Origin of the sequence: Streptomyces sp. NBC_01197 (genome assembly GCF_036010505.1) — a bacterium.
Taxonomy (GTDB): Bacteria; Actinomycetota; Actinomycetes; order Streptomycetales; family Streptomycetaceae; genus Streptomyces.
Genome location: NZ_CP108569.1, coordinates 4918391 through 4944309, shown reverse-complemented (window position 1 = coordinate 4944309; position 25919 = coordinate 4918391). Strand labels below are relative to the sequence as shown.

Genomic DNA, 25919 nt, shown 5'->3' with positions numbered 1-25919 from the left:
ATGACTGCAGCCCCGCTCCGCGTCGGACTCGTCGGCTACGGCCTCGCGGGTTCCGTCTTCCACGCACCGCTGATCTCGGCCACCGACGGCCTGGTTCTCGACACGATCGTCACCTCGGACGAGGAGCGCCGGGAGCAGGCGCGCGCCGAGTTCCCCGGCGTCCGGTTCGCCGGCGCCCCGGGCGAACTCCGGCCGTACGCGGACGAGCTGGATCTGGTCGTGATCGCGTCCCCGAACCGGACGCATGTGCCGCTCGCGACCGCCGCGATCGAGGCCGGGCTGCCGGTCGTCGTGGACAAGCCGCTCGCGGGCACGGCCGCCGAGGCCCGCGAGCTGGCCGCGCTCGCCGATGAACGCGGGCTGCTGCTCTCCGTCTTCCAGAACCGCCGCTGGGACAACGACTTCCTGACTCTGCGGGGGCTGATCGCCGACGGAAGACTGGGCGACGTTCAGCGCTTCGAGTCCCGCTTCGAGCGGTGGCGCCCGCAGCTCAAGGGCGGCTGGCGCGAATCCGGCGACCCGGCGGAGATCGGCGGGCTCCTCTACGACCTCGGCAGCCACATCGTCGACCAGGCGCTGGTCCTCTTCGGCCCGGCGGTCCGGGTGTACGCGGAGTCGGACGTCCGCCGCCCCGGCGCACGCGCCGACGACGACACGTTCATCGCCATCACCCATGCGAACGGCGTCCGTTCCCATCTGTACGCCTCCGCCACCACCGCGCAGCTCGGCCCGCGCTTCCGGGTACTCGGCTCGGCCGCCGGCTATGTGAAGCACGGGCTCGACCCCCAGGAGGCGGCGCTGCGCGAGGGCGCGCGACCCGCGACCACGGAGCACTGGGGCGAGGAGCCCGAGTCGCTGTGGGGCCGCATCGGCGCCGGTGAGTCCCCGCTGACCGGCGGCGGTTCGCCCGTACCGACCGTGCCCGGCGATTACCCGGCGTACTACGCGGGTGTCGCGAAGGCCCTGCGCGACGGCGGCCGGCCGCCGGTCACGGCAGACGAGGCGGCGGCGACGCTGGCCGTCATCGAGGCCGCGCGGACTTCCGCACGCGACGGCGTCACGGTGGAGGTGGTCACAGCGGACCTGTGAGCGCCGTACGGACCGAGCCGCCCCCGCACCGGATCAGCGGCCGTACGCCCGCAGGAAGACCTGTACCCCGACTGCCGTGATCCGGTCGGTCTCCTCCGGAGGCAGCGGACTGACACCCCAGTACGAGCGGTGCACGACGTCGGTCGACGTCAGCGTCATGAAGTGCGCGGCGGCCTGGGCCGGGTCGCCGCGTACGTCGACCAGCTCCGCCGCGTCCAGCGCGGCCATCGCGACGGCGAACTGCCGCCCCACCGCGCGTGGTCCCGCCTCCTGCCAGGCATCCAGGACCTCGGCTGGGACATGCCCGGCCTCCGCGTAGATGTGCCGCACCAGCGAGAAGTGGTTACGGAACTCCGCCATCAGGCCGACCCACGCACGGGCGAGGGCCAGCAGGTCCCGCTCCAGATCCGCCGGGCGCGGCAGCCGGTCCATGTCCAGATACCGTTTCAGCAGGGCCAGTTGAGCGTCCCGCACCTGTCCCGAGCTCCACTGCACCACCGTACGGAAGAGCTCCTCCTTCCCGCCCGGGAAGTGGTTGTACAGAGTGCGGGTGGAGGCGCCGGCCTCGGCGGCGATCGTGTCGATGCTCGCGCGCGAGTAGCCGTCCCGCCCGAACACCTCGCAGGCGGCGTGCGAGATCGACGCCGCCTTGTTCGTCCTGGCGCGGCGCGGCGCGGCCGCCGCCTTCTTTTCGGCACCCGTGCTGGTCATCGGCGCTCCTCCGTCATGGACATCACCATATCTACAACGCCCGTTGCACTTCCTACAACGCACGTTGTAGCTTACTGGATGTGGCCGCACACCGCGGCCCGCCACGAGAACCACCCGACGAACCAAGGGGACTCCCATGCCCGAGACCGATATCGAGACTGCGCACGCTTCCAGGGCCGGGACCGCTGCCGAGGCCGCTCCCGGGACCGCCGGCGAGGCCGGCGGTCCCGGGAGCGGCGGCGAGGCCGGCGGCGCCACCCGCCGGGACTCCGCCCTCCGGGTCGCCGTCATCGTCGGGAGCGTCCGGGGCGGCCGGCTGGGGCCGACGGTCACCGACTGGTTCACCGGCGCCGTCAGCAACCGTACGGACATCGAGCTGGACGTCATCGATATCGCGGAGCTGGAACTCCCGGTGCACATGCCCGGCTGGGACGGCCTGCCCGCCGCAACCGCGGAAACCCAGGCTGCGCTGGCCGGTGTCAGCCCGAGGCTGGCCGGGGCGGACGCGTTCGTCGTCGTCACGCCCGAGTACAACCACAGCTTCCCGGCCTCGCTCAAGAACCTCATCGACTGGCACGCCACCCAGTGGCAGGCCAAGCCGGTCGGCTTCGTCTCGTACGGCGGTCTCGGCGGCGGGCTGCGCGCGGTCGAGCAGCTGCGGCAGGTCTTCGCCGAGCTGCACGCGATGACCGTGCGGGACTCCGTGAGCCTGCACGGGCCGTGGTCCGGGCTCGGCGCGGACGGCAAGCCGCTCGACGAGGCGGTCTGCACGGGCGCCGCCAAGGGCATGGTCGACCAGCTGGTCTGGTGGGGCCGCGCGCTGCGCGCCGCCCGTACCGACCACCCGTACGGCAGCTGACCGGGCCTGCCGTGCCTACCGCAGACATGCCAGGCCCAGCCACGCCCGGCGTGGGGGTACCTGACGCAGAGGTGGCCGACGCGCAGGTGCCCGCCGCCGGGGCGGCTCACGGGCTGACGGGCATCCTCGCCGTCGTCATCGTCGGCTCGGTCATGGCCGTGCTCGACGTGACCATCGTCAACGTCGCCCTGCACCCGCTCGCCGTGGCGTTCGGCGCCCCGGTCAGCACCGTCCAGTGGGTGTCGACCGGCTACACGCTGGCCCTCACCGCCGTCATCCCGCTCGCCGCCTGGGCCATGCGCCGCTTCGGCGCCAAACGCACCTATCTCACCGCCATCACGCTCTTCGCATTCGCCTCCGGGCTGGCCGCGCTCTCCTGGAACATCGAAACGCTGGTGTTCTTCCGGGTCGTCCAGGGGCTCGGCGGCGGGCTGCTGATGCCCGTCGGCATGGCGATGGTCGTTCGCGCCGCCGACCGCGAACGGATGGGCCGCCCGATGGCGCTGCTCGGCATCCCGGTCCTGATCGGGCCGGTGAGCGGTCCGGTACTCGGCGGCTGGCTGATCGACACCGCGTCCTGGCACTGGATCTTCCTGGTCAACCTGCCGATCGGCGCGGTGGCCCTGGTGCTCGCGGCGCGGCTGCTGCGCCGCGACGAGCCGCAGCCTGCGCAGCCGCTGGACGTACCCGGACTGCTGATGCTCTCGCCGGGTCTCGCCCTGCTGATCTACGGTCTCTCCACCGGCGGCGCGCACGGCGACTTCACCGCACCGGGGGCGCTGCTGCCGGCCGTCGCGGGGCTGCTGCTGACCGCGGGTTTCGTCGCACGCGGGCTGACCGCCCGGTATCCGCTGCTGAGGCTGCGCCTGTTCCGCGACCGTACGTTCGCCGCCGGCATCGCCACGATGGCCCTGTTCCCCTGCGGCTACTTCGGCTCGATGCTGCTCACGCCGATGTACTACCAGACGGCTCGCGGTCTGAGCGCCACCCGGGCCGGGCTGCTCGGCATTCCGCTCGCGGTCACCGTCGGCATCTCGATGCAGATCGCGACCCGGCGGACCGACCGGGTGTCCCCTCGGCTGATCGTGGTCTCCGGCATCGCTGTGTCCGCTCTCGGCCTGTCACTGTTCGCTGTGCAGGTCGGTCCTGACACGCCGTACTGGCGGCTGTGCGCGGCGATGCTGGTGATGGGGTCGGGCGTCGGCATGGTGATGATGCCCGTCAACACGGTGGCGACCCGCGGGCTGGCGCCCGACGACGTTCCGTCGGGGAGCACGGTGCTGAACATCGTCTCCCAGGTCGGCACATCGGCCGGGACGGCGCTGGTCTCGGTGCTGCTGGCGTCCCACCCGTCCGGTCCGCCGGGGGCCGGCGCAGGACGGGCGGACGCCTTCCAGTTCAGCTACTGGTGGGCGGTCGGGCTGCTGGCCCTGGCAGCCGTACCGGCACTGCTGCTGCCGAAGGGCCGCCGCACCCCCGCGAAGGCCCGGCGGGCCAGTGGGTGACCACCGGCCCGCGGCCGGCCCCACAACAGGGACGACAGGAACGGCAGGGACAACAGGACAGAGCGGCCGGACCGCCCGCTACGCGTCCTTGAGCGGCTGCCGCTGCCGTCCGAGCCCCTCGATCTCCAGCTCCACGACGTCCCCGGCCCGCAGATACGGCTTGGGTTCGGGCTGTCCCATCGCGACCCCTGCAGGCGTACCGGTGTTGATGACATCGCCCGGGTACAGGGTCATGAACTGGCTCAGGTACCGCACCACTTCACCGACCGGGAAGATCTGGTCGGCGGTCGTGCCGTCCTGCTTCAGCTCGCCGTTCACCCACAGCTTCAGCGGGAGCGCCTGCGGTTCGGCCACCTCGTCGGCGGTCACCAGCCAGGGGCCGAGCGGATTGAACGTCTCGCAGTTCTTGCCCTTGTCCCACTGGCCGCCGCGCTCGATCTGGAAGGCACGCTCCGATACGTCGTGCGCGATCGTGTACCCGGCGACATGGCCGAGCGCCTCCTCCGCCGACCCGAGGTAACGGGCCGTACGCCCGATGACGACGGCCAGCTCGACCTCCCAGTCGGTCTTCTCGCTGCCGCGCGGTACGAGCACGGTGTCGTCGGGGCCGACCACGGTGTCCGGCGCCTTCATGAAGACGATCGGTTCGGCGGGGATGGCCGCGCCCGTCTCCGTCGCGTGGTCGTGGTAGTTCAGCCCGATGCAGACGACCTTGCCGATCCGGCCGACCGGCGGCCCGATCCGCGGCGCCTCGCCTTCGATGGCGGGCAGCACACGGGCCGCGGCGGCAGCCCGTATCCGGTCGAGCGTCGCCTCGTCGGCGAGCAGCCCGCCGTCGATGTCCGCAACCAGCGCGGAGAGGTCACGGAGGGTTCCGTCGGCGTCGAGCAGTGCGGGGCGCTCGGCCCCGGCCGTTCCGACACGCAGCAGCTTCATGGTCAGTCTCCCAACGATTGGACCGGTCCGGCCGATGGGTTGCGGCCATCGGGGGATTGGCTGATCCTCCAAGTTCGAGGTCCAGGCCGCAAGACCCCGTTCACAAGCTGGACCACCCGGCTTCCCGAAGGCACCCGGACGAGCCGCAGCTCAGGCCGCTGGACCGGTCAGATCGCCGCACCGTCCGTCATGGTGCTGGATCACGCGGGGCGACTAGACCGGGCTGGCGACGGCTGCCGCGGCGGGCAGCGTGTCCCGGTACAGGAAGGCGCGCTCGACGGCGGTCCAGGTGGTGCTGGTGACGACGTACAGCGCGGCCGCGAGCGGCACGTACGACACCGTGAGGAGCGTCGCGAACGACATCAGCGGCATCACCTTGGTCATCGCGCCCATCGCCCCGGCCGCGGGCCCCTCGGGGGCGGGGGTCGGAGCGGCGGCCATCATCCGCTTGGTGCGGCCGTAGTTGAAGGTGGCCACGGCGGCGACAATCACATAGAGCACCAGGTAGATGACGCCCTGCTCACCGAGGAGCCCGCCGTGCCCGATCGCGTCCCTCAGCCGGCCGCCGAGAGGGCTGCCCATGAGGGTGTGTCCGAGCAGGGAGTTGGACGAGCCGCCGATCCGCGGGCTGGAGAACAGGTGGTACGTCACAAAGAACGCGGGCATCTGCAGGAGGCTCGGGAGGCAGCCGCCGAGCGGGGAGATCTTCTCCTCGGCGTGCAGCTCCATGATGGCCTTCTGCATCTTCTGCGGGTCCTTGGCGTGCTTCTTCCGCAGTTCGGCCACGCGTGGGGCGAGCTTGGTGCGGGCTTTCTGGCCACGGGCCGTGGCCCGCGAGAGGGGGTGCACTGCGAGCCGTACGCAGACGGTGAAGAGAATGATCGCGACGGCGGTCGCCGAACCGTGGAAGAGCGGCTGGAGCAGGTCGGCGATATGCGTGACCAGGCTGGCGAAGGCTGTGAAGAAGGAAGAGAACACGGGAAAACCCTCCGGGGGTCTCGTCGCGGCCGGACAGGAAGACATGTCGGCGTGACGGACCGCAGCGGAAACCGGGGTGGTACGTGGGGCGGAGGGTGTCCTACGCGGCCGTCGGGACGGGACGGCCGGGCGCTCGGGGCCTGGGCCTGCCCGAGGCGTCGGGATCGCGTTGCGGCAGGAAGGCCGTACGACGCTCACGGTCGCGGATGGCCGTACGGATCCGGGTGCGCGGCACGGCGGGCACACTGCGCGAGGTGAGGAGCGCGCAGGCGGCGAGCGCGGACCCGACCGCGGCGGTGGCGGCCAGTGCGACGGCGGACGAGAGCGTGCCGCCCTCGACGAGCAGTGCTTCGGCGAGCAGGAAGAAGAACAGTGCCACGGCGGGGCGGGACAGACGCATGGGCCGTGCGGCCATGTCTCCCACCCTCTTCCGGTCGGCGCAGTCGCTGATCAATGCATTCGGATCAATGAATTCTGATCGCTGAATTGTGATCGCTGCATGCTGATGCTGAAAAACGTATCTTCAGCCGTTATACACGACTCGCTTCGATGGGCTCCAGCAGCCGCCGCGGCTCAAGGAGCGCACGGCTGACCGGATTGCCCGGGTCCGGATCAAGCCCCGCGGCAGGTCGCATCTCCACATCCCCCTGGCGGTACGGCCACAGCGCAGGCCGGGCATTCGCCGTACGCGCCGAGCTCCGTACCGTGGTGGAGGGTGCGCATGGGGCGGGTGCCCGGGACGTGGTCGCGCCCCCACGCGCCGAGGGAGCGCAGGACAGGCCAGCGGGCGACCCCGTCCTCGGTCAGTACCCACCACCGCCTGGGCCGGCAACGGCCCCATCGCCCGCTCCCCCGATCGGGTCGCGAGCCAGCAGCTCTCCGTCCGGCCGTCGATCGTGGTCGCGCGGCCCCGCGTACGTCACGGCCAGCGCGACCACGAGATTGACGCCGAGCGCGACGATCCCCGCGTTCACACCCCACACCGGATCGTGGTCGCTGAACACGAAGGCGCAGACCACCCCCACCCCGACGACCAGCCCGCTGCACGCGCCGAGCAGTGTCATCCGGCGCCACACAAGACCGAGCAGCAGCATCGGCAGAAGCTGCGCCATCCCCTCGTACGAGATGAGCGAAAGGCGCACCAGTGTGTTGGGCGCGGTGTACGTCAGCACCAGCGCCAGCGTGCCCGCGACGACCACCACGCACTGCGACGCGCCCTTCTGCCGCTCCCGCCAGCGCGGCACGAGCGAGAGCACGCTGCGCCCCCACATCGTGCCGATCACCAGCATGAAGATGGCCATCGGCACGATCGAGGAGAGCGCCGCGGCGACCCCGATGACGCCGACGGCCCAGGCGGGCAGCGAGTCCACCACCAGCTTGAAGAGCGCCAGATTGGAGCCGGCGCCGGTCAGGTGCGGCACCACGAACAGGGCGGCCAGGCCGAGGAACATCGGGACGAAGAGCAGGATGTTGTACGCGGGCAGCCAGACCGCGTTCTTGCGCAGTACGTCGGCGCTGCGCGCCCCGAGGTATCCGGCGACGGTGGTCGGGAAGATCACCACGGTCAGCGAGTTGAGCAGCGAGGTCGTCACGTACCAGGCCTGCCCGAGGCCGCTGCCGCCCGGTCCGGATCCTCCGTGGCCGGGGAAGGTCAGCCAGTCGCCCTTCTCGGTGACGAGGCGGTGCAGGAAATCCCCGTACCCGTCGAAGTAGTGCAGCGGCACATAGAACGCGAGGAAGGCGAGGGTGCCGATGACGAGCGCGTCCTTGAGGACGGAGACCCAGGCGCTCCCCCGGAGTCCGCTGATCACGACGAACCCGGTGGTGACGGCGAAGGCCACGAAATAGGCCCAGTTGAGGCTGATCGCCCCGTACGAGATGGTCGAGACGACGACACCCATGCCGGTGATCTGGAGCTGGATGTACGGCAGCAGGAAGACGGTCGCGAGGACGGCGACGGCCGCGCCGAGCCAGGGCCTGCCGTACCGGTGCGCGATCATGTCCGTGACCGAGACGAGGCCGTGCCGTCTGGCGTACGCCCAGAGCGTCGGCCCGACGACGTAACCGAGGGCGTATCCGCAGGACATGTACGCGACCACGTACAGCACCGGGGCCCCGTAGTTGTAGCCCCAGCCGGCCGCGCCGAGATAGCTGAAGCTGGTGTAGCCCTCGCCGGCCATCAGGACCCAGATGAAGACCGGGCCGAGGCTGCGCCCGCCGACGGACCACTCGGCGAGCCCGCCGGTCCGGCCGCCGCGGACGGCGACCAGGCCGAGGACGACGGTCGCGACCATGAATACCGCGAAGATGGAGGTGGCGACGGCCGCGTTCACGGGCGACCGCCCCGCTGGTCCGCGCGCTGCTCCGCACGCCGGTCCGCGCGGTGGGTGAGCCGGACGGCGAGCGGTGTGAGGAGCGTCGCAGCGATCAACCAGAGGAAGAGGAAGGGCAGTCCGAGCAGAACGGGCCGCACGCGATTGACGAACGGTACTGCCCCCAGGAACAGCACAAAGGGGACAAGCAGCCACAACAACTGAGGACGACGTCTGAGCACGTCAGCGACCTTAGCCCCACCGGCAATCGGGCGGCGGCGAGCCCGTCGCCGTGCGCTCAACGAGGCCGCATGGACCGCAGGGTGGCCCAGACGGCGAGCCGGTAGCGGGAGGTGTACTCGGGGGTGCAGGTGGTCAGGGTCAGGTAGTAACCGGGCGTGCTGTAGCCGTACTGCGGCTTGACGGTGCTGCGCGGCACGGCGGCGATCACCCCGCTGTCGCGCGCGGAGGTCTGCGGGATGCCCTTGTCGACGACGTAGGTGTACACGGCGCTGCCGGTCTCGATGGTGACGGTGTCGCCGTGCCGCAGCCGGTTGATGTAACGGAAGGGCTCACCATGGGTGTTGCGGTGCCCGGCGAGCGCGAAGTTCCCGGCCTGGCCGGGCCCGGCGGTCTGTACGTAATGCCCCACATAACCCTTGTTGAGAATATTCTGCTTGCTGACCCCCTGAGCGATCGGCGCGGTGATCCCGATGCGCGGGATCCGGATCACCGCGTACGCCTTGTCCCAGACGGGCGCCCGGGCCACCTGCCGGACGGCCGTACCGCCCCCGCCCCCGGGCGCGGACCGCGACCGGCCACCCGGACCGGCGCCGGGACTTGCCGCAGGACCGGGCGCCGGAGTGGCGGGGGTCACATCCCCGTCCCCCGCACCGCTTCCGCGCCCCTGGCCGCCGTCCCACTGCCGCTCCAGCGCCTGCACTTGACGGGCGGCGCCCTGCCGCGCCTCCCGGTTGGTCCACCACAGCTGCTGCACGACGAACAGCAGCACGATCAGCCCGAGCGTCACGGTCACTTCGGCACCGGTCCACAGCCCGCGCGCGAGGACGGTACGGCGCCGTGAGGCCGCCCGCCGCACCACTACCGGAATCGTGTCCCGCATCGGCTGCTGCACGGGCGGCACCATAAGCGCTGGATCCAGAAGTCTCCAGAGCCCCGCACGGCAGTACGGTGGGCATCATGCGCCCCGACACTCCCGCTGATCACCACGCCGAAGCCGAGCGGCTGCTGCGCACCGCCGAGCAGTACCCGGAGGACCAGGAGCCGCTGCTGCTCCAGGCCGCGGCCCACCTGGAACTGGCCGGCGACCGCGCCCGCGCCACGACGCTCTACGACCGGCTGCTGGCAGGCCCGGCCGAGAACCTCGCCCTGATCAAGGCCCTGCAGGCGGCCAACCTGTGGGAGTACGGCCACGAGGCGGAAGCCCGCGCCATGATCGACGGCATCCGCGCCTCCACACCGCAGGACCCGGCCCCCTGGGCGATCGTCGCGGAGACCCTGGAGGCCCACGACGAACCGGACGCGGCCCACGCCACCTTCACCAAGGCCCTGACGCTGCTGGTCGATCCGGCGGAAGAGGTCCCGTACGCGGCCCAGGCCCTCCTCACGGGCCGCCACCGCGTGAGCAGGGCCCTGGGCAACGAGCACGACGCGTGGGACGCCCTGGCGGACTCCCTGCACATGGGCGACATCAGCCTGGACGAACTCCACGACCCGAACCGCCTGTGGGCGCTCGGTTCGAATGACCCGGCCGTCCTGCGAGCGGAAATCGCCCGCCTCCAGTCGGAGTTGGGCACCTACCGGGCTGCGCTGTCCCGCCCGTTCCCGGTGGCGGTACTGCACTGGCAGGCCCGGGAACTCGCCGAACTCCTGGCGGCGTACCCGGCCCTGGGGTCGGAGTACCCCTCGCACACGACCCACCTGATCGAAATCGAATCGGCGCTGCGGGAACTGTCGGCGGCGGGCACGACGAACCTGGGCATCGTGACGGGAAGCATCCCGTCGTACGAGGCTTTCGCCGCCTCGGAGTCAGCGTCCCCATCAGAAACGGAACTGCTCCCCCTGTACGCCACGACACTGGCGGCGCGCGGCCGTGCCGTGCCCTGGCCGCCGGCCCGGAACACAGCTTGCTGGTGCGGGTCGGGGGTGGCGTATCGGGGGTGCCATGGGGCATAGGCCGCCACCGGGCGTTACCGGTGACGCTACGGGCGGGGAGACGCCGGCCAGGCCGTGACCCTAGTAGTCCTGCGTGGAGTCAGCGGCCTGCCCGTTCTCACGGGAGGAGCGGACGCGCTGGATGTGCAGGTGCCTGGAGAGCCGGATGACCGGGCGGATCAGCAGTTCGATACTGCCGATGAGGAAGCACCACGTCCCGGTCACGGTCCAGCGCTCGGAGAAGAACATCACGCTGCCGACGATGAACCAGACGGCGACGAGGATGTCGTTGAGGATGCTGGCAACCTCGTAGCGCCGCCGGATGGCCAGTTCCTCGTGCCCGATATGCAGCGTCAACGTGCCTGGTGGCGTTGCCGGTGGTGTGGCTGGTGGCGTGCCTGTACTCATACAGGCACGGTACGCGTGGCGCCCTGCCTCCACTGACCTCGCCTGGGCCGGGCGACCCCTTCGCAGTCGGCCGGGTGGTGTGAGCGGCACACGTTCGGCAACGCTCACACCACCGCAGGCGGACGCCCGTTACGCCGGCAGCCCGAGCTCCTCTTCCTCGACCCGGGCCTCATGACGGGCTTCCTCGATGTGCTGCTCCACCCGCACCGTGGGCAGCTTGGACCGCAGGGCCAGTACATAGACGATCGCGGCGAGTGCCAGGTTGACCAGGAAGCCCCAGCCGAGCCCGATGTAACCGAGGCCGCCGTCGTAATCGCCCACCCAGCTGATGAGGGCCAGACCCACCAGCCACGGCGCCACCCACGGCAGGCCCGACGCCCAGTCCAGCTTCGGGGCACGGCCCTTGCCGGTGATCTCGAAGATCGCCAGAAGGACGAAGCCGATACCGATGGTCGCGAACAGCTTCCAGTTGGTGTTCCAGCCGGCCCAGTAGACGATCAGGTTCGCCGAGTACAGCCCGAGGAACGGAATCACATCACCGCCGGGCACCCGGAACGGCCGGTTCCAGTCCGGTATCTGGCGCCGCATCGCAGCCAGCACGACCGGACCGGAACCGAAGGACAGCACCGTCGCGGAGGTGATGAATCCGACCAGCTGCTGCCAGCTCGGGAAGGGCAGAAAGACGATCAGCCCCAGCACGAACGTGACGATCAGACTGATCATCGGCGCTCCAGGCGAGGTCGTCTTCGTCAGCGCTTCCGGCGCGTTCCCGTTCCGCCCCATGGCGTACGAGATACGGGCCGTAACCGTGGTGTAGACCAGACCGGTGTCCGCAGGAGAGATCACGGCGTCGATATACAGGATGTACGCCAGCCAGCCGAGCCCGATAGCGCCGGCGATCGCGGCGAGTGGACCGAAGTCGTTGGCGAACGCCAGGTTGAGCCAGCCGCCGGAAGACTTCAGATCGTGGCCGGGGACCGAGGCGATGAAGGCGATCTCCAGCAGGATGTAGATCACTCCGGTGAGCAGCACCGAACCGATGATCGCGAACGGGACGTTGCGCTTGGGGTTGTCCGTCTCTCCCGCCAGCTCGACACCTTGGCGGAAACCGAGGAAGGAGAAGGTGATCCCAGCGGTGGAGATGGCAGTGAAGATGCCTTTCATCCCACCCGGCGCGAACCCGCCGTACGCCGCGGCGGTGAAGTTCCGGCCATGGAACGCCGTGATGGCGAAGGCGACGATCACCATGATGATGACTGCCAGCTTCCACCACACCAGTACGTTGTTGACCCGCGCGAACCAGCGGATACCGAAGTAGTTCAGCGCCACGAAGAACGCCATCGCGATGACCGCGATGACATAACCGAGTGACGTCAGCGTATGAGTCCCGGTTTTCGGATGGAATTGGGTGAAGTCTGCCCATTTAGTGGCGTATTGCAGGGCGCCTTCCACCTCAATGGGGGCGACGGTCGCCGCGGCGATCCAGTTGATCCACCCCATGGTGTAACTGGCGAACGACCCGAAGGAGATATGCGGAAAACGCACCACACCACCGGATACCGGAAACATGGTCCCCAGCTCGGCGAAACACAGCCCAATGAGCAGGATCATCACGGCGGCGATCGCCCAGGAGAAGATCGAGGCGGGCCCAGCCAGCTTGGCCGCATTGAGCGCACCGAAGAGCCAGCCCGAGCCAATGATCGACCCCACACCAGCGAACAACAGACCGACCCGGCCCATGTCCCGCCGGAGTCTTGGTTGCTCCGAGGATCCACTCGGAGAGTTGGATATATCGGCCATGCGACATCCCCTTGTCACTGCGCCCCGGCTTCGCCAGCCGTCGGCCTGTGACTTCTCCCATACCGCCACTTGGTCGGGGCCGGGGACTACTCCCGGGGGCAACTCGACGGGAGGCCATACAGCCGCACCGCACGCCGCTCACCGAGAGAGATCGGCATTCCTGTAACCCGCAGCTACCCAGAAAGCGGCGCGCAAGCCCGGTCGGTCGAGCACGCAACCATGCTGTGACCTGCGACCACCGCCTCCTTGCCAGTCCGCACAACTCACGATGATCAACATGGCCGGACTGTCCCACACCGCCCTGCCAAACAAGATCACGGTCCGCATCTGAAGCAAGGGCTGGCCAACTCTTTGACGGGCGGTCCCACTCGGGTTGTTGCGTAGTCCGCCCCCGAACGACGAAGGACGGGCGGACCCTTGCCTCTTTCGGCCAACATGACGAGTACACATGCCAGCCAGTAGCCCATTGCAGTATCTTCACATCTGGTAATCCTGACTCGACTGGCCGCCCTATCCCCCACGCAGGCCCAGTCCTCTGTGTGCGCGAGGAACACATGCCCTGTGAGCCCACCGTTGACTGGCAGTTCGAGGTCCCTACCTCCGGCAGCAAACAGCTGCTCCCTTCTGCAGCGCGCTACGTCGACTCTCTGACCCACCAGGGCTACAGCTTTGCGGCAGCCATCGCCGACCTCATCGACAACTCAGTGGACGCCCGTTCCCAGAACGTAGTCGTCAGCTTCCTGCGGGAAGACGACCGTCTCGCCAGCCTGCTCGTCATCGACGACGGCATGGGGACGGATGATGAGGATCTGGATGTCGCCATGACGGTGGGCGGGCGTCAGAACTATCCTCCTGAAGCTCTCGGACACTGACGCCTTGTCCGTTTCCGGACAAAGAGCTCACTTTATGAGAGTAAAGCGAACGTGGATGTGAACCCATAAGATCCGCCTCGATAAAAATTTCCTCAACAGCCAGAAGGACGACCTCTTGCTACCATGCGACCTGAACGCAGCTACCGGCATCTCTGGCGCCCCCCAATGGGCTGAGGATTACGCACTACTCGCCGTGCGTGATGAAATCCAGCGCCTTGACCCGACGGGCCTGCGCTTCGCCACCGTACTGCGGGACACCATCGATCAGCTATTGAATGGCGAGGCCACAGGACGATACGACTGGAAGACTCTGTTCAAGACGGAGAAGACCCACGCGGGAACGGTCGTTGAGATCAACCTGCAAAGGGAATTCAAATTTGCCGATGGAACCGACATGGACTACAAGATCGCGGGTTCGGACGTCGACTGCAAGTACTCGCAGCAGTTCGGGGGCTGGATGATCCCTCCCGAAGCCATGGGGCACATTTGTCTCCTCGTATGGGCAGACGACTCCAAGAGCCGCTGGAGTGCGGGTCTTCTCCGCATCCGGGAAGAGTGGCTCAACGGCGGGAGCAACCGTGACATGAAACTCACGGTCAAAGCGGCTCACAGGGAGAAGATTCTCTGGCTATGGCGCGATGCGGAACTGCCAGAGAACATCCTTCTCCACATGGATCCCGTAGACCGCGCGACTGTTTTCGCGCACTCATCTGGCCAGGCCCGCCTTATTGAGCTGTTTCGCCTTGTCCAGAAACGTCGCATCGGACGCAACGTGGTTCGCGCAGTGGCCCAGCAGAAGGACTACATGAAGCGAGTCCGCGGCAACGGTGGGGCGCGATCAGCCCTCCAGAGCGAAGGGATACTGATCATGGGCGACTACGAGAGTCATCGCAGGATCGCTGAGGGCCTGGGCGTTCTTTCGCCACGTGAAGGCGAGTTCGTCAGCGTGCGAGTCACACGTTCTTCTGGCCATCAGCCTGACCGGCCCAGCGCTACCCTTGATGGCACCAAGTGGTGCTGCGCACAGCCAGAAGATGCCATCGAACCGGGCCCTTCGCTCCCTTCCCACACCAAATAGATATTGGATTTTGTATTCATGAGCGCTACCTTTGCGACTGACCTGTTGGGCTGGAAGAAGGCCGATAAAACCGGGAGAATCGTCCCGAATAGCGCCGATTCCGATAATGAGCAGTCAATCGCTCTAGCCGGATCAGTTCTTGATTCCCTAGGCGCCCTGCGGGTAGTAACGCCAGACACACCACCTAAACCCGGCCCCGTCCTGGAACAGAAGGTGATGTCCGATCTCTCACGTATCCTTCCTGAGGCAGACCCAACGCGCACCTGGAAGCTCGACCGAAAAGAACTTGTCACCTCATTCGCCCAGTACTCACACCTGCGCCGCGTTGATGAACTCGTGAAGGAGAGCCCCGAACTCCGTGTCGCGATTGGGCGCGACTATCTGATTAAGCCTGATGTCACCGTGGGCCTCAGCGACCCTTCATTAGCTCACAGCCCTGACCCATTTCTGCATGCTGCAGTCTCCTGTAAGTGGACCATCCGTTCGGATCGAGTCCAGAACATCCGGCACGAATTCATTCAGATGATCCGGCATCGTCGCGGCCGTCAGCCTCACCTTGTAACAGTCACTGCAGAGCCTCTGCCGAGTAGAATCGCGGCTATCGCCCGGGGCACGGGCGAGGTCGATGCCGTGTACCACATTGCCTTCGATGCGATGGCGCATGCTGTGTCAGTCGTCGGAAACAGACAGCAACAGGACGACTGGCATGAGTGCGTAGAACAGCGGCGGGTACTGCCGTACGAAGAGCTCGCACCCACTCTGATCCGCTGGTAATGGAACGATGCACGTGACATCCAACGACGACTGGGAACCTCCGCAGGGTTCCTGGGCATCCTCAGCCGCGCGGCGCAGAAACATGCAGGCAATCCGGAGCCGCGATACGAAACCAGAACGGCTGATCCGTCGGCTCGTGCACGCGCAGGGACTTCGCTACCGCGTGGCAGCTAAGCCCCTGCCTGACCTCCGGCGGACAGCAGACCTGGTCTTCCGCCGGGCGAAGGTCGCCGTCTTTGTTGACGGCTGTTACTGGCACGGATGCCCGGATCACTACATCTCACCCAAGACCAACCCCGGGTACTGGTCGGACAAGATTGCCCGGAACATGGCGCGCGACCGGGATACCGATCACCAGCTCACAGAGGCCGGCTGGACCGTGCTCCGGTTCTGGGAGCATGAATCACCGGACGCCTGCGCGTTCAAGATCGCCTCTACGGTTGAGAGGCTTCGTCCTGACGGGCGCTGACGGAGCTGGCACATCGAAGAGGGTCTCGGCTTTACCCTTCGCTTCAAGGGCCGCGATGATCTGCTCTCCAACCGCCTGCGCGACGGGTGGCGGAAAGGCATTTCCCACCTGCCGATATGCCGCAGTTTTACGGCCGCTGAAATTCCACGTCTCAGGAAATCCCTGAATGATAGCCGCTTGGCTCACGGTGAGTTTCGGGCCCGCAGCAGCAAAGAGGTCACGTTCCGGGTCCTTCATCTCAAGCGGATCATTCGCGACACCCAGGCCGCATACACCGAGCAATTTCCATGCCTTCTTCGCCCGAGTTGGACCAAGATCGGCACCACCATGCTTCTTTGATCCGCCCACTAGCGTCGGCGCCACTCCCTTCGAAGCCATTTCCCGCCAATCAGCGAGCGCGGCCTCAGCACGAGGATCGTCAACGGCATCAAACCGGTGCTGCATGGAACGACCGAGCGCTTCCCCAACCGTCACAACGGGGCGCATCTCAGGCGCAGACCACAGGAAGTGCTTCTTGTACTCGGCCTTCATCGCAACGAGGATGGCACGCGGCCTGAGTTGCGGCACGCCGTAGTCCTTTGCTTCCAGAAGCCGCCAGTAGCACTTCTGGTACCCCCACTCTTCCAGCTGCTTCAAGATGCTGTCCCGGTAGCCTTCAAACTTCCGGTCCAGCAGGCCCTTGACGTTTTCGATCATCACAGCTTTGGGCTGGAGTTCTTCCACAAGCTTGAGCATGACGGGAAACAGATCCCGCTCGTCATTCTCCCCCAGCTGCTTCCCGGCAACAGAGAACGGCGGGCACGGAACGCCCCCTGCCAGGAGATCCAGGTCCCCCCTGTTCAGTTTGAGATGACGCCGCAGCTCCACTGGTTTGAGCTGGGTGAGGTCCTCCTCCATGACCTCACACCCGCCCCATTCCTTGTTGCCGACCACGTTCTTCCGGAGGGTTTCGCACGCATGCGGATCTACTTCGATCAACGCGAGGTGTCGGAACAGCGCGTTGTGAAGGCCGACAGCCTGCCCTCCCGCCCCAGCGCAGATCTCAACTGAGGTGAACTTCCTCTCAGTGCTGGTCATGCACCCTCCTTACCAACATGCACGGCAGGCACTCTTTGCGACCCGCCCTCACAGAGGGTGACATGACCCACTGACAATCGTGCTCCATAGTGTGCAGCACTCCCCACCCTGCTCAGAATGGCAGCCACGCCACAGTGGACACTCATACGATATGGCCCATGCGTAGCCCTGACTGGACCTGGGACGAGTTGTTGCTGATCTGCTCTCGCGTGGTGAACGACGGATGGCGGCAGCTCAGGGCCTACCAGGCGTCCACACAGGAGCTTGCCGAGCTGCTCCGCTCTCTGCCGCTGCACGGGGACGCCGCCGGTCAGGTGCCCGAGTTCCGCTCGGCTGCCAGCATCAGCCGCAAGAGCGCGGACCTGCTTACAAGCCGGCCGGACTACGCGGGCCCGGCTACCAGAGGCGGGAGGCTGACCGCGCTCGTCACTCAGGCATTCATCGAGCGCGAGGCCGAGATGCTTCTCGCGGCCCAGGCAATCGAAGACGGTATCTCGTCCGGCGAACTCTTCCTCATCCCGGAACAGCCGGACGAAGTGGCCGAGGACGGAGTCCCCGCCGCCGAGGGCCGACTGCTGGCCCGGTGGGCGATCTCCCGTGAGCGCAACCCTGCCTTGCGCAGGCGCAAGATCGGCCAAGCCCGCAGGCTCGGGCACCCCCTCCAGTGCACGGTGTGCACGTTCAACTTCGGAGAGAGATACGGGGCGCTCGGCGAGGGGTACATCGAGGTCCACCACACGCTCCCCCTCCATATTTCCGGACCCCGGGAAACGAAGCTGGAAGACCTCGCCTTCCTCTGTGCCAACTGTCACCGCATGTGCCACAGAAACCATCGCGGGGCATCCTGGCGTACCCCGGCTGCCCTTCGGGCCGAGATTGCGGAGCTCACCCGCTCTCCCAGAACCGCATAGCTGCTGGAGCCTTGGTCCATGTCCCCAGTGCATTACGCGGCCTCCGCTTCAAAGTGCGTCTGTGCCCGGTCCAGGATCTCGTCCGGGTCTCCACCCTGCGCCGCATGCCAGTGCAGGAGATCAGCAATGAGGTCCGTCGCTGACTCTTCAAGGGCTGACCGTCGGCCGCCGCCGGCCAGCGTCGGCGCTCCTGTCATACGGCCGTAGCCGTCAAGCACAGCCGACGCCCGCTGAATGCGACGGCAGCGCCGATCGGCTGGCAGCGCCAGCTCACACCAGACCGCTTTTCCTGTGGCTGTGACGAGGGTTCCCCAGCCCACCGCCAGTGCGGCCAGCAGATGCAGCCCCCGGCCGCACTCGTCACCGCACTGCGGGTCCGCCAGAGCCGGCACCACGTGGCTCGTGTCGTGAAGCTCGACACGGAGATGGCCATAGGCAGACTCCAGCACAAGCGTCGCCGCCACCCCCGGGCCAACATGTTTGATCACATTCGTCGCCAGCTCCGTGACCACGAGCTGCACCTCATCCGTGAGAGCGGGAACGCCCCAATAAGAGAGCCGCTCCCACACGGCCCTTCTCAGCGGGCGCAGTTGAGTCGGCTCTGCCGCGAACGGCAGGACGCAGCGGAGCCGGGGTTCAGTGACATCGAAGCCATACATGGCCACACTCCCTCCCGCGCCACGTCAGCCTGCGCCGAGCCGTATCCGTACGACTGCGCTGCGTAGCGCTACGGCAGCGAGTATGGCAGTTAGAAATCTCGTTGTGTAACTTCTCATGAAAACCGTCCGGGTGAATCTGGCGGACCAGGGGCGTCGCGGCGTCATAGCCTGTTGCCGGCCGGGCCGTCGGCCTAAACGCAGCGGAGGGCTGTTCCCATGCCAGTGAGGACCACTACGAGGCGACGCCAACTCGGTTCGATGATGCGCAAGTTGCGTGCACGCAAGGGCATGACTCTGGAGGAGGCCGGGCGGCTGGTCGCGGTCTCAAAGGCGACCATCAGCCGGTATGAGACTCAGGAAGGGCCAGTGAAGTGGCCCGTCGTGGACGCTCTCTGCCGCGAGTACGGAGCCAGCGACGCCGAACGCAACGCCCTCGTGTCGCTCGCCAAAGACGCCAAGAAGCAGGGTTGGTGGAACACTTACTCCGACTCCATTCCGGAGACCATGAACCTCCTGCTCACCCTTGAAGACGAAGCACTCCGCGAAGACCACTTCAACTGCCTCTACGTGCCCGGGCTTCTCCAGACCCGTCAGTACACAGAAGCCGTACAGCACGCGTCCGAGATGCGGCTGCCAGCCGAAGAGACCAAGCGGCTCGTGGACATCCGCATGAGGCGCCAGGAGATCCTCTCCCGGGACAAGCCGCTGCACCTCTGGGCGATCCTCGACGAGTCAGTGGTCCGCCGGGTAGTCGGCTCGCGCGAGGTGATGAAGGGGCAGCTCAGCCAACTGCTTCAGGCCAATGAGTCTCCCGGCATCACCCTCCAGATCCTGCCGTTCTCAAAGGGCGCCCACTCGGCGGCCATGGGCAGTTTCGTGATCCTCGGCGGCGTGGAACCGAGCCTGGACGTCGTCTACGTCGATATCCACCTCGGCTCCCTCTTCATGGAGAAGGACGACGAACTGGACCGGTACAGACTTGCGTTTGATTACCTCAGGGCCCAAGCGTTGGACATGGCAGCGTCATCCGCCATGATCGAGCGAGTCCTTGAGGAGATGTGATGCAGAGCCCCACCGGCAACCCGTTCATACCGCCCGGCACCTGGTTCAAGTCCTCTTACAGTGGGGCCAATACCAGCGAGTGCGTCGAAGCCGCGGTGGTGTCCGGAGTGACCGCCCTGCGGGACAGCAAGAACCCCCTGGGCCCCCAGCTCATGTTCGACGGTCCCGCCTGGACCAGTTTCGTAGCCGGCCTGCAAGGCGGGGGGATTCCGCTGAGCGCCCTTGGCAACCACCCAGCCCCCTGACACAGTTGATCGACAACGGGTGAGTCTCAGGGGGGGCAGACGCGGCATGGGTCACTTACGGCGGCAGACTGCGCTTCTCGTCTGTTCACTTGGCCTCGTCTGGCTGGCATGGAGCGTCCCCGTCGACAAGGACAGAGTGGTTGACGCTTCCCAGTTCTCCGTAGCGTTCTTCGCCACACTACTGACCGGCGAAGCCGTAATCTTCGCGCTCACCTTCTCCGCCGAGAGCTCCTGGCCGTCGCTCCGCGCCATCGACAGCCACATCGCCTTCCGGGAATGGGTGTTCATCGGGTGGGTCGCCGCGATGTTCACTGGGTGCGGTCTGCTCTGGAAGAACGAGACCAGCGCGACCTACGGCGCACTGCTCTTCCTCCTCGCGAACGTCTTCGGGGTCTTCTCCTTCATACGGCTCTTCGGCCTGGCCAGCGTAGGCGGCCGAAATCGCCTGCTGATGGGCGCCCTTGCCCACGGCCTCACGGAGCTGCACGGCCAAGAGATCGACTTCGACGAGGAGCTGAGTGACGATCCCGTCGTCGCCGCGTATCTCGGCGCTCTCGACCAGACCATCAGCAAGAACGATCCGGCCGGCATACGCAACCTGGTGGGCCAGCTCATCGTGGTCCGAGTCCCGGCTCCCGCGAACGGGAACTCCGTCGCTCTCCACCTTGAGGTACTGCACCGGCTATGCCGGGCCGCTCTCGTACGGGGCGCAGACCCCGTCGTCGTTACCGGGAGTGCAGAGGCCCTCATCAGCTCCGTTCTCGCCCAGGCCCGTGATCTGCCGGACGCGGCAGCGGCGCTGGGTGCGACCAGCCGATACCTCGCTTGGCTCGCCAGCACCTCATTGCTCATGTCCGTGCGTGGTATCGCCTCCAGCAGGGCCGCACGAGAGCTCGTCGCCATGTCGGTCGACTGTCGGCTGCGCATCCTCCTCTCAGTCGACCCGGACCCCAAGACTGTGGGCCGCCCGGACGAGGTCGCCTCGGTACTGAGCGATCCTGTGGGCGTACTGCTCTGGGTACGGGACTACACCGAGTTCCACGGAGCGCACCAGGCCAACGCCTTCTACGGCGTCTACCAGTTCCTCACCGGTCGTAAATTCATGGGCAATTACTGGGACGGTGCTTCCGTCCTGACCCAGATGCGAGAAACCCTGTACGGCACGGAGGGCCACGCTGCCGGTGAAGCCCCCGACGCCGCACGGCAAGCCTTCGGCTCAGTCGTCGGCTTCGACCGTTTCTGGTGTCTCGCCTCGGTAGGAGCTATCGCAACCTTCCGTGACGCCCGGATCACCCACCCGCCGGAGCTCATCCGTCCGGAGTTCGCACCGGATCCACAGTTGCTTGGCGCGTACCTGCGTACCTTCGCCTCGCACCGCTGGTTTACGACCGCCGCGCAGGCCCAACATGAGCTCCTCACCCTCATGGCCCGCACAGATCACGCGAATTCACCATGGCGCAAGGTACGGGACCGTACCGCCGAGAGCCCAGTTCCGAGCCCGTCGCCACGCGCCGAACCCGAGGAGCGGCCGGCTGCCATGGTGCTCGCCATCGCCTGCCGTCTGGCGCCGCTCGCCGTCGGGGACCCGGATACTGAATTGCGGGCATTTCTTGCCCGGCTGCCCTCAGCCGTACTGAAGTCGGCTTCCGCTCTCGCCGCGCGCGTGCTCCCCATCCCGGCCGATACCTCCGACGACCGGACAGAGATCATCGTCGCGGGGTTCCAGGTTCTGCAGCTCGTGGGCACCCAGGCTCCGGCGGCCTCATGAACGCCGCTCACTGGCCACAGCTCATGGCCCGGCTGCTGGACCCCGCTGTCGAGCGTGCCCTCATCGTCCAATGCGGAATCGATTGGTTACGGCCCCAGCACGTGAGCCTTCGCAACGATATAGATCAGTCCGTCCTGGCAGCGCAGTTGAGGCGCGGGGCGTCACTCGCGGTCACTCGTGTAATCCTGCACAACCTTCCGGCGGCGGTCAGCCAGGCTCCCGACGCCGACACCGTACGGAGAGCGTTCGACGAGTGGAACTACCGGCTCGCCGCAACCGGTGCGCTGCTCTCCGGCCCTGCTCCCGGCATACACCGGTTGATCATCGCTGGCGATCAGGCGGACGCCCCAGTAACGGATATGGTCGATCTGTTTGCGGACGGCCAGTGGTCCGATCCGCAGAACACAGCTCTTGCACTGAGCACCATCGGTGCCCGCGGCGCCACCACGCCCCTGACTGGTTACGACGTGGATCTCGAAGGCCCCTTCAGTGATGGGGACCCCTCAGTCCACATGTGAGAAGGAAGAGGGAGATCCTGTTGCCTTACGCCCCGCAGAACTCACAGGACCGAGCGTTCCTGGAGCAGGCCATCGCCATCTCGCGGCATGCTCTGGCCGACGAGGGCAAAACGCCCTTCGGCGCCCTCGTCATCGTGGACGGCAAGCCAGTGGGAACTGGCACCAGTTCCGTCGTGGAACTCAATGACCCGACGGCGCACGCCGAGGTCATGGCGTTGCGCTCGGCAGGCAGGGAACTGGGCCGTCACCTCATGGAGGACGGCGTCATGTATGCCAGCAGCGAGCCTTGCCCGATGTGCCTGGTCGCCTGCTACTGGGCACGGATCCCGCGTCTGGTGTACGCGGCCAACAGCCACGATGTCGCTGTCAACGGCTTTGAGGACCTGCAGTTCTACCGGGAGCTGACGCTGCCGAACAACGAGCGGACGCTCATGGCCGAGGTCTCGGTCGGGGGAGATCTGCGCGACAGCGCGGCCGGGGCCCTCACCGAGTGGGCAGCGCAGCTGCCGGTTGCTGTCGTCCCCAAGCTCTGACCGGGGGACCGTCTCCCGCTTACCCAGCTCGGCCGTGGTTGGAGCTCGCTCGGGGTGGCCCGGTGAGCGACGAGGTGGATCCGCAAAACTAATTCAGTGACGGGTCCGTCGGCCCTTTGCCCCAGTCCACACAAGAGATGAAGGAGAGGAACTCAGTTGCCCTTCTCCCAGGAGGAACCACAGGACCGGGCATTCCTTGAGCAGGCCATCGCGCTCTCACGGCGTGCGCTGGACGACGGAGGGAAAGGTCCCTTCGGTGCGGTCGTCGTCGTTGACGGCGAGGTGGTGGGAGCCGGTGCCAACTCCGTCGTGGAACGCAATGATCCGACAGCGCACGCTGAAGTCATGGCACTGCGGTCCGCAGGCGAGACGCTCGGTCGTCATCTGATGGAGGATGCCGTCCTCTACGCGAGCAGCGAGCCCTGCCCGATGTGCCTGGTTGCCTGCTACTGGGCAGGCATTCCGCGCGTGGTGTACGCGGCAAACAGCCGGGATGCCGCCGTGAACGGCTTCGAGGACCTGCAGTTCTACCGGGAGTTGACCCTGCCGAACGCGGAACGCACGCTCCTGGACGAAGTCCCGGTCGGGGGAGATCTGCACGCGGACGCGGCCGGCACCCTCGCCCAGTGGGCTGCTCAATTGCCAGAGACCGTCGTGCCCAAGCTCTGACCCGAGCACCGGGCGCCGGACACTCGGGCCCAGGCCCCCCGCTCAGAGCTGCCCGGCCCCGCGCCCCGGAGAAGGTTCCGCAGCCAGATGGTCCGGCCAGTCGACCGCGTACGCGCCGTCCCGGCCTGTCGTGAGCCGGGCGAAGCGGAGCAGTTCGCGGACGATGCCGGCGTTGCCCATGGCCCAGCCCGGTCGTGGTGCGAGTTCGGTCGGGGTGGCTCGGTGATCGGCGTTCGACCAGCGCACTCCGTCGGCGTCCTCGGTCGCCCGGGACGCGAGGTCCGCGACGAGAGTGTTCGCGAAGTCCAGTCCCTCGCGGCCCTCGACGTGACGGTCGCATGCCAGCGCCAGGACCCCCGCCGTCCCGCAGCACCGGCCGTTGTTGTCCCAGAAGCCGGGGCGTAGCCGCTGCGGGAGTCCGGAGTGGGTCACCGTATGCCAGCACCGGTCCGCGAGAGCCGGCCAGGCCGGGTCCTCGACAACCGATCCCAGCAGCCTGAACGCCTGAGCGTCGCCAGTGGGGCCGTGGCACCAGCCGTAGCTGTAGCGCTCGGTGAGAGCCGGTGAGTGCTGCGGGTCGGAGTGCGGGGCCAGGAAGCCCGCGGGTCCCGCCTCGTTACGGGCCACCACGTCCGATGCGCCGGCCACTGCCAGCTCGGTCAGGTCGGGGCGGTCGGCCGCCCGGCCGACTGCGGCCAGCGCGTACGCGATGCCCAGCGTGCCGTGCGAGACGTGGTGGAAGCGGGCCGGGGCGCCGGACAGCACCTCCCACTGCACGCCTCCAGCGGTCCGTTCCGCCGTACGGAGGTAGGGCGTCGCCGCGAGTACGGCCAGCTCGATGTCGCCCACGCCGAGCGCGCCCAGGGCGATGCCCGCGTTGCCGGCGAGCAGGTCGAACCACCGGTCGTCCCATCGCGTCCCGTCGAACCGGGATCGCACCCGCTCCACCGCGCGGTCCGCGGCGGCACCGGCGGCCTCGTCCCCCAGCAGTTCGTGGACCGCGCGCAGGGCGACGGCCATTCCCGTCAGGCCGAGATAGAGCGAGCAGTTGTCCCACTCCTCGACGGTCGCCGCCAGGATCCGGGCGCCCCGTGAGGCGGCGTCTGCGTAACGGTCGTCGCCGAAGTGGTTCCGGCCTTCGAGCAGGGCCAGCACGATTCCCGCAGCACCGCCGTAGAGGTCGGGGTCGGGCTCCTCGTCCGTCGGGGTGCCCTTCCAGGCCAGGCCGGGCCCGGTCTCCTGTGCCGAGCCGACGAGCCAGTCCAGGCCTCCCCTGCCCAGAGCCTCGGCGTCAACGGGTAGCCCACGCTCTGCGATCACGGGCCCAGCGTCCCATGGCCGTACCGGGCCGCCAAGGGGCTTTCTTGCCTGCTGGGCGGGGAGGAGGACATGCTGGGCCCGTGCCAGGACAGCAGCGCAAGCGGAGGAATCAGCAGCGGGGCGGCCCGTTGCGGGGTGCCGGTGCGGGGCGGTGGGAAGTGGTTTTCGAGACCCAGGACGCGGCGGAGTGGCAGAGCTCGGTGCCGCGGATCCGGAGCGAGCTCGGGCTTACCGATGCGTCAATGCTGCGCGTGGAAACGCTGGGGAGCCGCGGTCATGGTCCCGGTCGCGGTCACGCGGAGCAGCCGGTCACCTATCGCCTGAGCATGTTCGTCCCGTATCCGCAGGCAGAACGGCAGACGGCTCCGGGCCCGGCGATCGAACCGCCGGGCGAACCGAACGGCTGAGTGTGCCGGGCCGTCCGATGCCTCGGTGACGTCGCCGCCTTCGTCGCGGTTCCGGTCGTGGGACCATCGGCACCATGCAGTACCGCTATGCCACCAAGGCCGATGTGCCCGCCATGGCGAAGCTCTTCGCCGCCAACCGCCGTGATGCCCTCACTGAGCAGCAACGCTCCGTGCAGGGATTTGTGCAGGGCAAATTCGATGATGCCGCCTTGCGTGCGATGGTCCGGGGCAGAAGTCTCCTCGTCGCGGATGGCGCGGATGACGCGGATGGCGCGGATGACGCGGATGGCGCGGATGGCGCCGAGGGCCCGGGTGGCGCGGGCCGTGTGGCGGGGCTTCTTGCTCTGTCCTCGCCCGAGCAGGTGCCCAACCCGCCGCCGCCCGTACGCGCCCTGCTCGACGCCCAGGATTCCTTGCGCTGGCAGGGGCAGCCACTGAGCGCCTTGCGCTGGCTGATGTACGGGCCGGTGGTGGTCGACGCCGCCTTCCGGGGGCGTGGAGTGGCCAGGGGGCTGTTCGACCTGGCGGTCGAGGCCGCCCAGGGACGGGCCGACGCCGTGGTCGCCTTCATCGAGGCCGAGAACCAGGCGTCGTGGCGCGTCCATGTGGACGGCTTCGGCATGTGTCCGCTCGGTGACTTCGTCGCGGGTGGACGTACGTACAGTGCGGTGGCCGCACCGGCTCGGCAGACGCCCCGGTAGGGCCTACCGATTCCCACTGGCAGGGATTACCGGGGCCGGTCCGGCCACAACCGCCCAGCCGGCGCTCCACCCCCTGCGGCTGC

At 67.5% G+C, this 25919-nt stretch carries 29 protein-coding genes; 17 read left to right on the top strand and 12 right to left on the bottom strand.

Going from position 1 to position 25919, the window contains the following annotated elements; all coding sequences use genetic code 11:
* Positions 1 to 1089 (top strand): Gfo/Idh/MocA family oxidoreductase, encoded by a 1089-nt coding sequence (locus OG452_RS22700; protein ID WP_327297426.1) that lies wholly within the window; start codon positions 1 to 3, stop codon positions 1087 to 1089.
* 33 nt (positions 1090 to 1122) lie between these two features.
* Here OG452_RS22700 and OG452_RS22695 read toward each other — a convergent pair whose 3' ends face one another.
* Positions 1123 to 1800 (bottom strand): TetR/AcrR family transcriptional regulator, encoded by a 678-nt coding sequence (locus OG452_RS22695; RefSeq protein ID WP_327297425.1) that lies wholly within the window; start codon positions 1798 to 1800, stop codon positions 1123 to 1125.
* 136 nt (positions 1801 to 1936) lie between these two features.
* Here OG452_RS22695 and OG452_RS22690 point away from each other — a divergent pair, with 136 nt between their 5' ends.
* On the top strand, positions 1937 to 2659 hold the full coding sequence (locus OG452_RS22690) for an NADPH-dependent FMN reductase (protein WP_327297424.1): 723 nt from the start codon (positions 1937 to 1939) through the stop codon (positions 2657 to 2659).
* Between the two features lie 50 nt (positions 2660 to 2709).
* Positions 2710 to 4164, top strand: a complete 1455-nt coding sequence (locus tag OG452_RS22685) for a DHA2 family efflux MFS transporter permease subunit (protein WP_327297423.1) — start codon at positions 2710 to 2712, stop codon at positions 4162 to 4164.
* A gap of 78 nt (positions 4165 to 4242) precedes the next feature.
* Here the strand turns inward: OG452_RS22685 and OG452_RS22680 are convergent, their stop codons facing one another.
* The 6 genes from OG452_RS22680 to OG452_RS22655 form a co-directional block, all read right to left on the bottom strand.
* A complete protein-coding gene (locus OG452_RS22680; protein ID WP_327297422.1) occupies positions 4243 to 5100 on the bottom strand; it encodes a fumarylacetoacetate hydrolase family protein in 858 nt (285 codons plus the stop codon).
* A 213-nt stretch (positions 5101 to 5313) separates the two neighbouring features.
* Positions 5314 to 6123, bottom strand: a complete 810-nt coding sequence (locus tag OG452_RS22675) for a YidC/Oxa1 family membrane protein insertase (RefSeq protein WP_327297421.1) — start codon at positions 6121 to 6123, stop codon at positions 5314 to 5316.
* 55 nt (positions 6124 to 6178) lie between these two features.
* Positions 6179 to 6493: a DUF6412 domain-containing protein gene (locus OG452_RS22670; protein ID WP_327297420.1), complete on the bottom strand. Its 315-nt coding sequence runs from the start codon at positions 6491 to 6493 to the stop codon at positions 6179 to 6181.
* 388 nt (positions 6494 to 6881) lie between these two features.
* Positions 6882 to 8411: a sodium:solute symporter family protein gene (locus OG452_RS22665; RefSeq protein ID WP_327297419.1), complete on the bottom strand. Its 1530-nt coding sequence runs from the start codon at positions 8409 to 8411 to the stop codon at positions 6882 to 6884.
* The gene (locus tag OG452_RS22660; protein WP_327297418.1) at positions 8408 to 8632 is read right to left on the bottom strand and encodes a DUF3311 domain-containing protein; all 225 of its coding nucleotides are present in this window, start codon (positions 8630 to 8632) and stop codon (positions 8408 to 8410) included. The genes OG452_RS22665 and OG452_RS22660 overlap by 4 nt, the downstream gene beginning before the upstream one ends.
* A 56-nt stretch (positions 8633 to 8688) precedes the next feature.
* Positions 8689 to 9513 (bottom strand): class E sortase, encoded by an 825-nt coding sequence (locus OG452_RS22655; protein WP_327299735.1) that lies wholly within the window; start codon positions 9511 to 9513, stop codon positions 8689 to 8691.
* Positions 9514 to 9590: 77 nt separating this feature from the next.
* Here OG452_RS22655 and OG452_RS22650 point away from each other — a divergent pair, with 77 nt between their 5' ends.
* Entirely contained in the window at positions 9591 to 10586 is a 996-nt protein-coding gene (locus OG452_RS22650; protein ID WP_327297417.1) for an SEC-C domain-containing protein, read from the top strand.
* Positions 10587 to 10646: 60 nt separating this feature from the next.
* On the opposite strand, the gene OG452_RS22645 is transcribed toward OG452_RS22650, so the two are convergent.
* Both OG452_RS22645 and OG452_RS22640 read right to left on the bottom strand, forming a co-directional pair.
* The gene (locus OG452_RS22645) at positions 10647 to 10973 is read right to left on the bottom strand and encodes a YrhK family protein (protein ID WP_327297416.1); all 327 of its coding nucleotides are present in this window, start codon (positions 10971 to 10973) and stop codon (positions 10647 to 10649) included.
* A gap of 129 nt (positions 10974 to 11102) precedes the next feature.
* Complete coding sequence (locus OG452_RS22640; RefSeq protein WP_327299734.1) at positions 11103 to 12713, bottom strand: APC family permease; 1611 nt, start codon at positions 12711 to 12713, stop codon at positions 11103 to 11105.
* A gap of 599 nt (positions 12714 to 13312) precedes the next feature.
* On the opposite strand from OG452_RS22640, the gene OG452_RS22635 reads away from it, so the two are divergent.
* The 4 genes from OG452_RS22635 to OG452_RS22620 all read left to right on the top strand — a co-directional run bounded on the left by OG452_RS22635 (position 13313) and on the right by OG452_RS22620 (position 15966).
* Complete coding sequence (locus tag OG452_RS22635; RefSeq protein WP_327297415.1) at positions 13313 to 13645, top strand: ATP-binding protein; 333 nt, start codon at positions 13313 to 13315, stop codon at positions 13643 to 13645.
* A 193-nt stretch (positions 13646 to 13838) separates the two neighbouring features.
* The gene (locus OG452_RS22630; RefSeq protein ID WP_327297414.1) at positions 13839 to 14723 is read left to right on the top strand and encodes a NaeI family type II restriction endonuclease; all 885 of its coding nucleotides are present in this window, start codon (positions 13839 to 13841) and stop codon (positions 14721 to 14723) included.
* An 18-nt stretch (positions 14724 to 14741) separates the two neighbouring features.
* Entirely contained in the window at positions 14742 to 15497 is a 756-nt protein-coding gene (locus tag OG452_RS22625; protein ID WP_327297413.1) for an NgoMIV family type II restriction endonuclease, read from the top strand.
* Between the two features lie 7 nt (positions 15498 to 15504).
* Positions 15505 to 15966 (top strand): very short patch repair endonuclease, encoded by a 462-nt coding sequence (locus tag OG452_RS22620; RefSeq protein WP_442810072.1) that lies wholly within the window; start codon positions 15505 to 15507, stop codon positions 15964 to 15966.
* Here OG452_RS22620 and OG452_RS22615 read toward each other — a convergent pair.
* A complete protein-coding gene (locus OG452_RS22615) occupies positions 15901 to 17043 on the bottom strand; it encodes a DNA cytosine methyltransferase (protein WP_327297411.1) in 1143 nt (380 codons plus the stop codon). The two genes, OG452_RS22620 and OG452_RS22615, sit on opposite strands and share 66 nt — an antisense overlap.
* A gap of 158 nt (positions 17044 to 17201) precedes the next feature.
* Between OG452_RS22615 and OG452_RS22610 the strand changes: the two genes are divergently transcribed.
* A complete protein-coding gene (locus OG452_RS22610; protein WP_327297410.1) occupies positions 17202 to 17954 on the top strand; it encodes an HNH endonuclease in 753 nt (250 codons plus the stop codon).
* 32 nt (positions 17955 to 17986) lie between these two features.
* Here the strand turns inward: OG452_RS22610 and OG452_RS22605 are convergent, their stop codons facing one another.
* Complete coding sequence (locus tag OG452_RS22605; protein ID WP_327297409.1) at positions 17987 to 18613, bottom strand: ATP-binding protein; 627 nt, start codon at positions 18611 to 18613, stop codon at positions 17987 to 17989.
* Positions 18614 to 18829: 216 nt separating this feature from the next.
* Here OG452_RS22605 and OG452_RS22600 point away from each other — a divergent pair, with 216 nt between their 5' ends.
* From OG452_RS22600 to OG452_RS22575, 6 genes are all read left to right on the top strand, one after another.
* A complete protein-coding gene (locus tag OG452_RS22600) occupies positions 18830 to 19675 on the top strand; it encodes a helix-turn-helix domain-containing protein (protein ID WP_327297408.1) in 846 nt (281 codons plus the stop codon).
* Positions 19675 to 19920 (top strand): DUF397 domain-containing protein, encoded by a 246-nt coding sequence (locus tag OG452_RS22595; RefSeq protein ID WP_327297407.1) that lies wholly within the window; start codon positions 19675 to 19677, stop codon positions 19918 to 19920. Before OG452_RS22600 ends, OG452_RS22595 begins: the two co-directional genes overlap by 1 nt.
* Positions 19921 to 20056: 136 nt before the next feature.
* Entirely contained in the window at positions 20057 to 21688 is a 1632-nt protein-coding gene (locus OG452_RS22590) for a hypothetical protein (RefSeq protein WP_327297406.1), read from the top strand.
* Between the two features lie 101 nt (positions 21689 to 21789).
* Positions 21790 to 22206 carry a hypothetical protein gene (locus OG452_RS22585; RefSeq protein WP_327297405.1) on the top strand — a complete coding sequence of 139 codons (417 nt, stop codon included), beginning with the start codon at positions 21790 to 21792 and terminating at the stop codon, positions 22204 to 22206.
* 20 nt (positions 22207 to 22226) lie between these two features.
* On the top strand, positions 22227 to 22739 hold the full coding sequence (locus OG452_RS22580) for a nucleoside deaminase (protein ID WP_327297404.1): 513 nt from the start codon (positions 22227 to 22229) through the stop codon (positions 22737 to 22739).
* Between the two features lie 156 nt (positions 22740 to 22895).
* Positions 22896 to 23408: a nucleoside deaminase gene (locus OG452_RS22575; RefSeq protein WP_327297403.1), complete on the top strand. Its 513-nt coding sequence runs from the start codon at positions 22896 to 22898 to the stop codon at positions 23406 to 23408.
* Positions 23409 to 23450: 42 nt separating this feature from the next.
* On the opposite strand, the gene OG452_RS22570 is transcribed toward OG452_RS22575, so the two are convergent.
* Positions 23451 to 24728, bottom strand: a complete 1278-nt coding sequence (locus OG452_RS22570; protein ID WP_327297402.1) for a lanthionine synthetase LanC family protein — start codon at positions 24726 to 24728, stop codon at positions 23451 to 23453.
* Positions 24729 to 24808: 80 nt separating this feature from the next.
* On the opposite strand from OG452_RS22570, the gene OG452_RS22565 reads away from it, so the two are divergent.
* Both OG452_RS22565 and OG452_RS22560 read left to right on the top strand, forming a co-directional pair.
* A complete protein-coding gene (locus OG452_RS22565) occupies positions 24809 to 25135 on the top strand; it encodes a hypothetical protein (RefSeq protein WP_327297401.1) in 327 nt (108 codons plus the stop codon).
* 74 nt (positions 25136 to 25209) lie between these two features.
* A complete protein-coding gene (locus OG452_RS22560; RefSeq protein ID WP_327297400.1) occupies positions 25210 to 25836 on the top strand; it encodes a GNAT family N-acetyltransferase in 627 nt (208 codons plus the stop codon).
* The last annotated feature ends 83 nt before the right edge of the window (positions 25837 to 25919 follow it).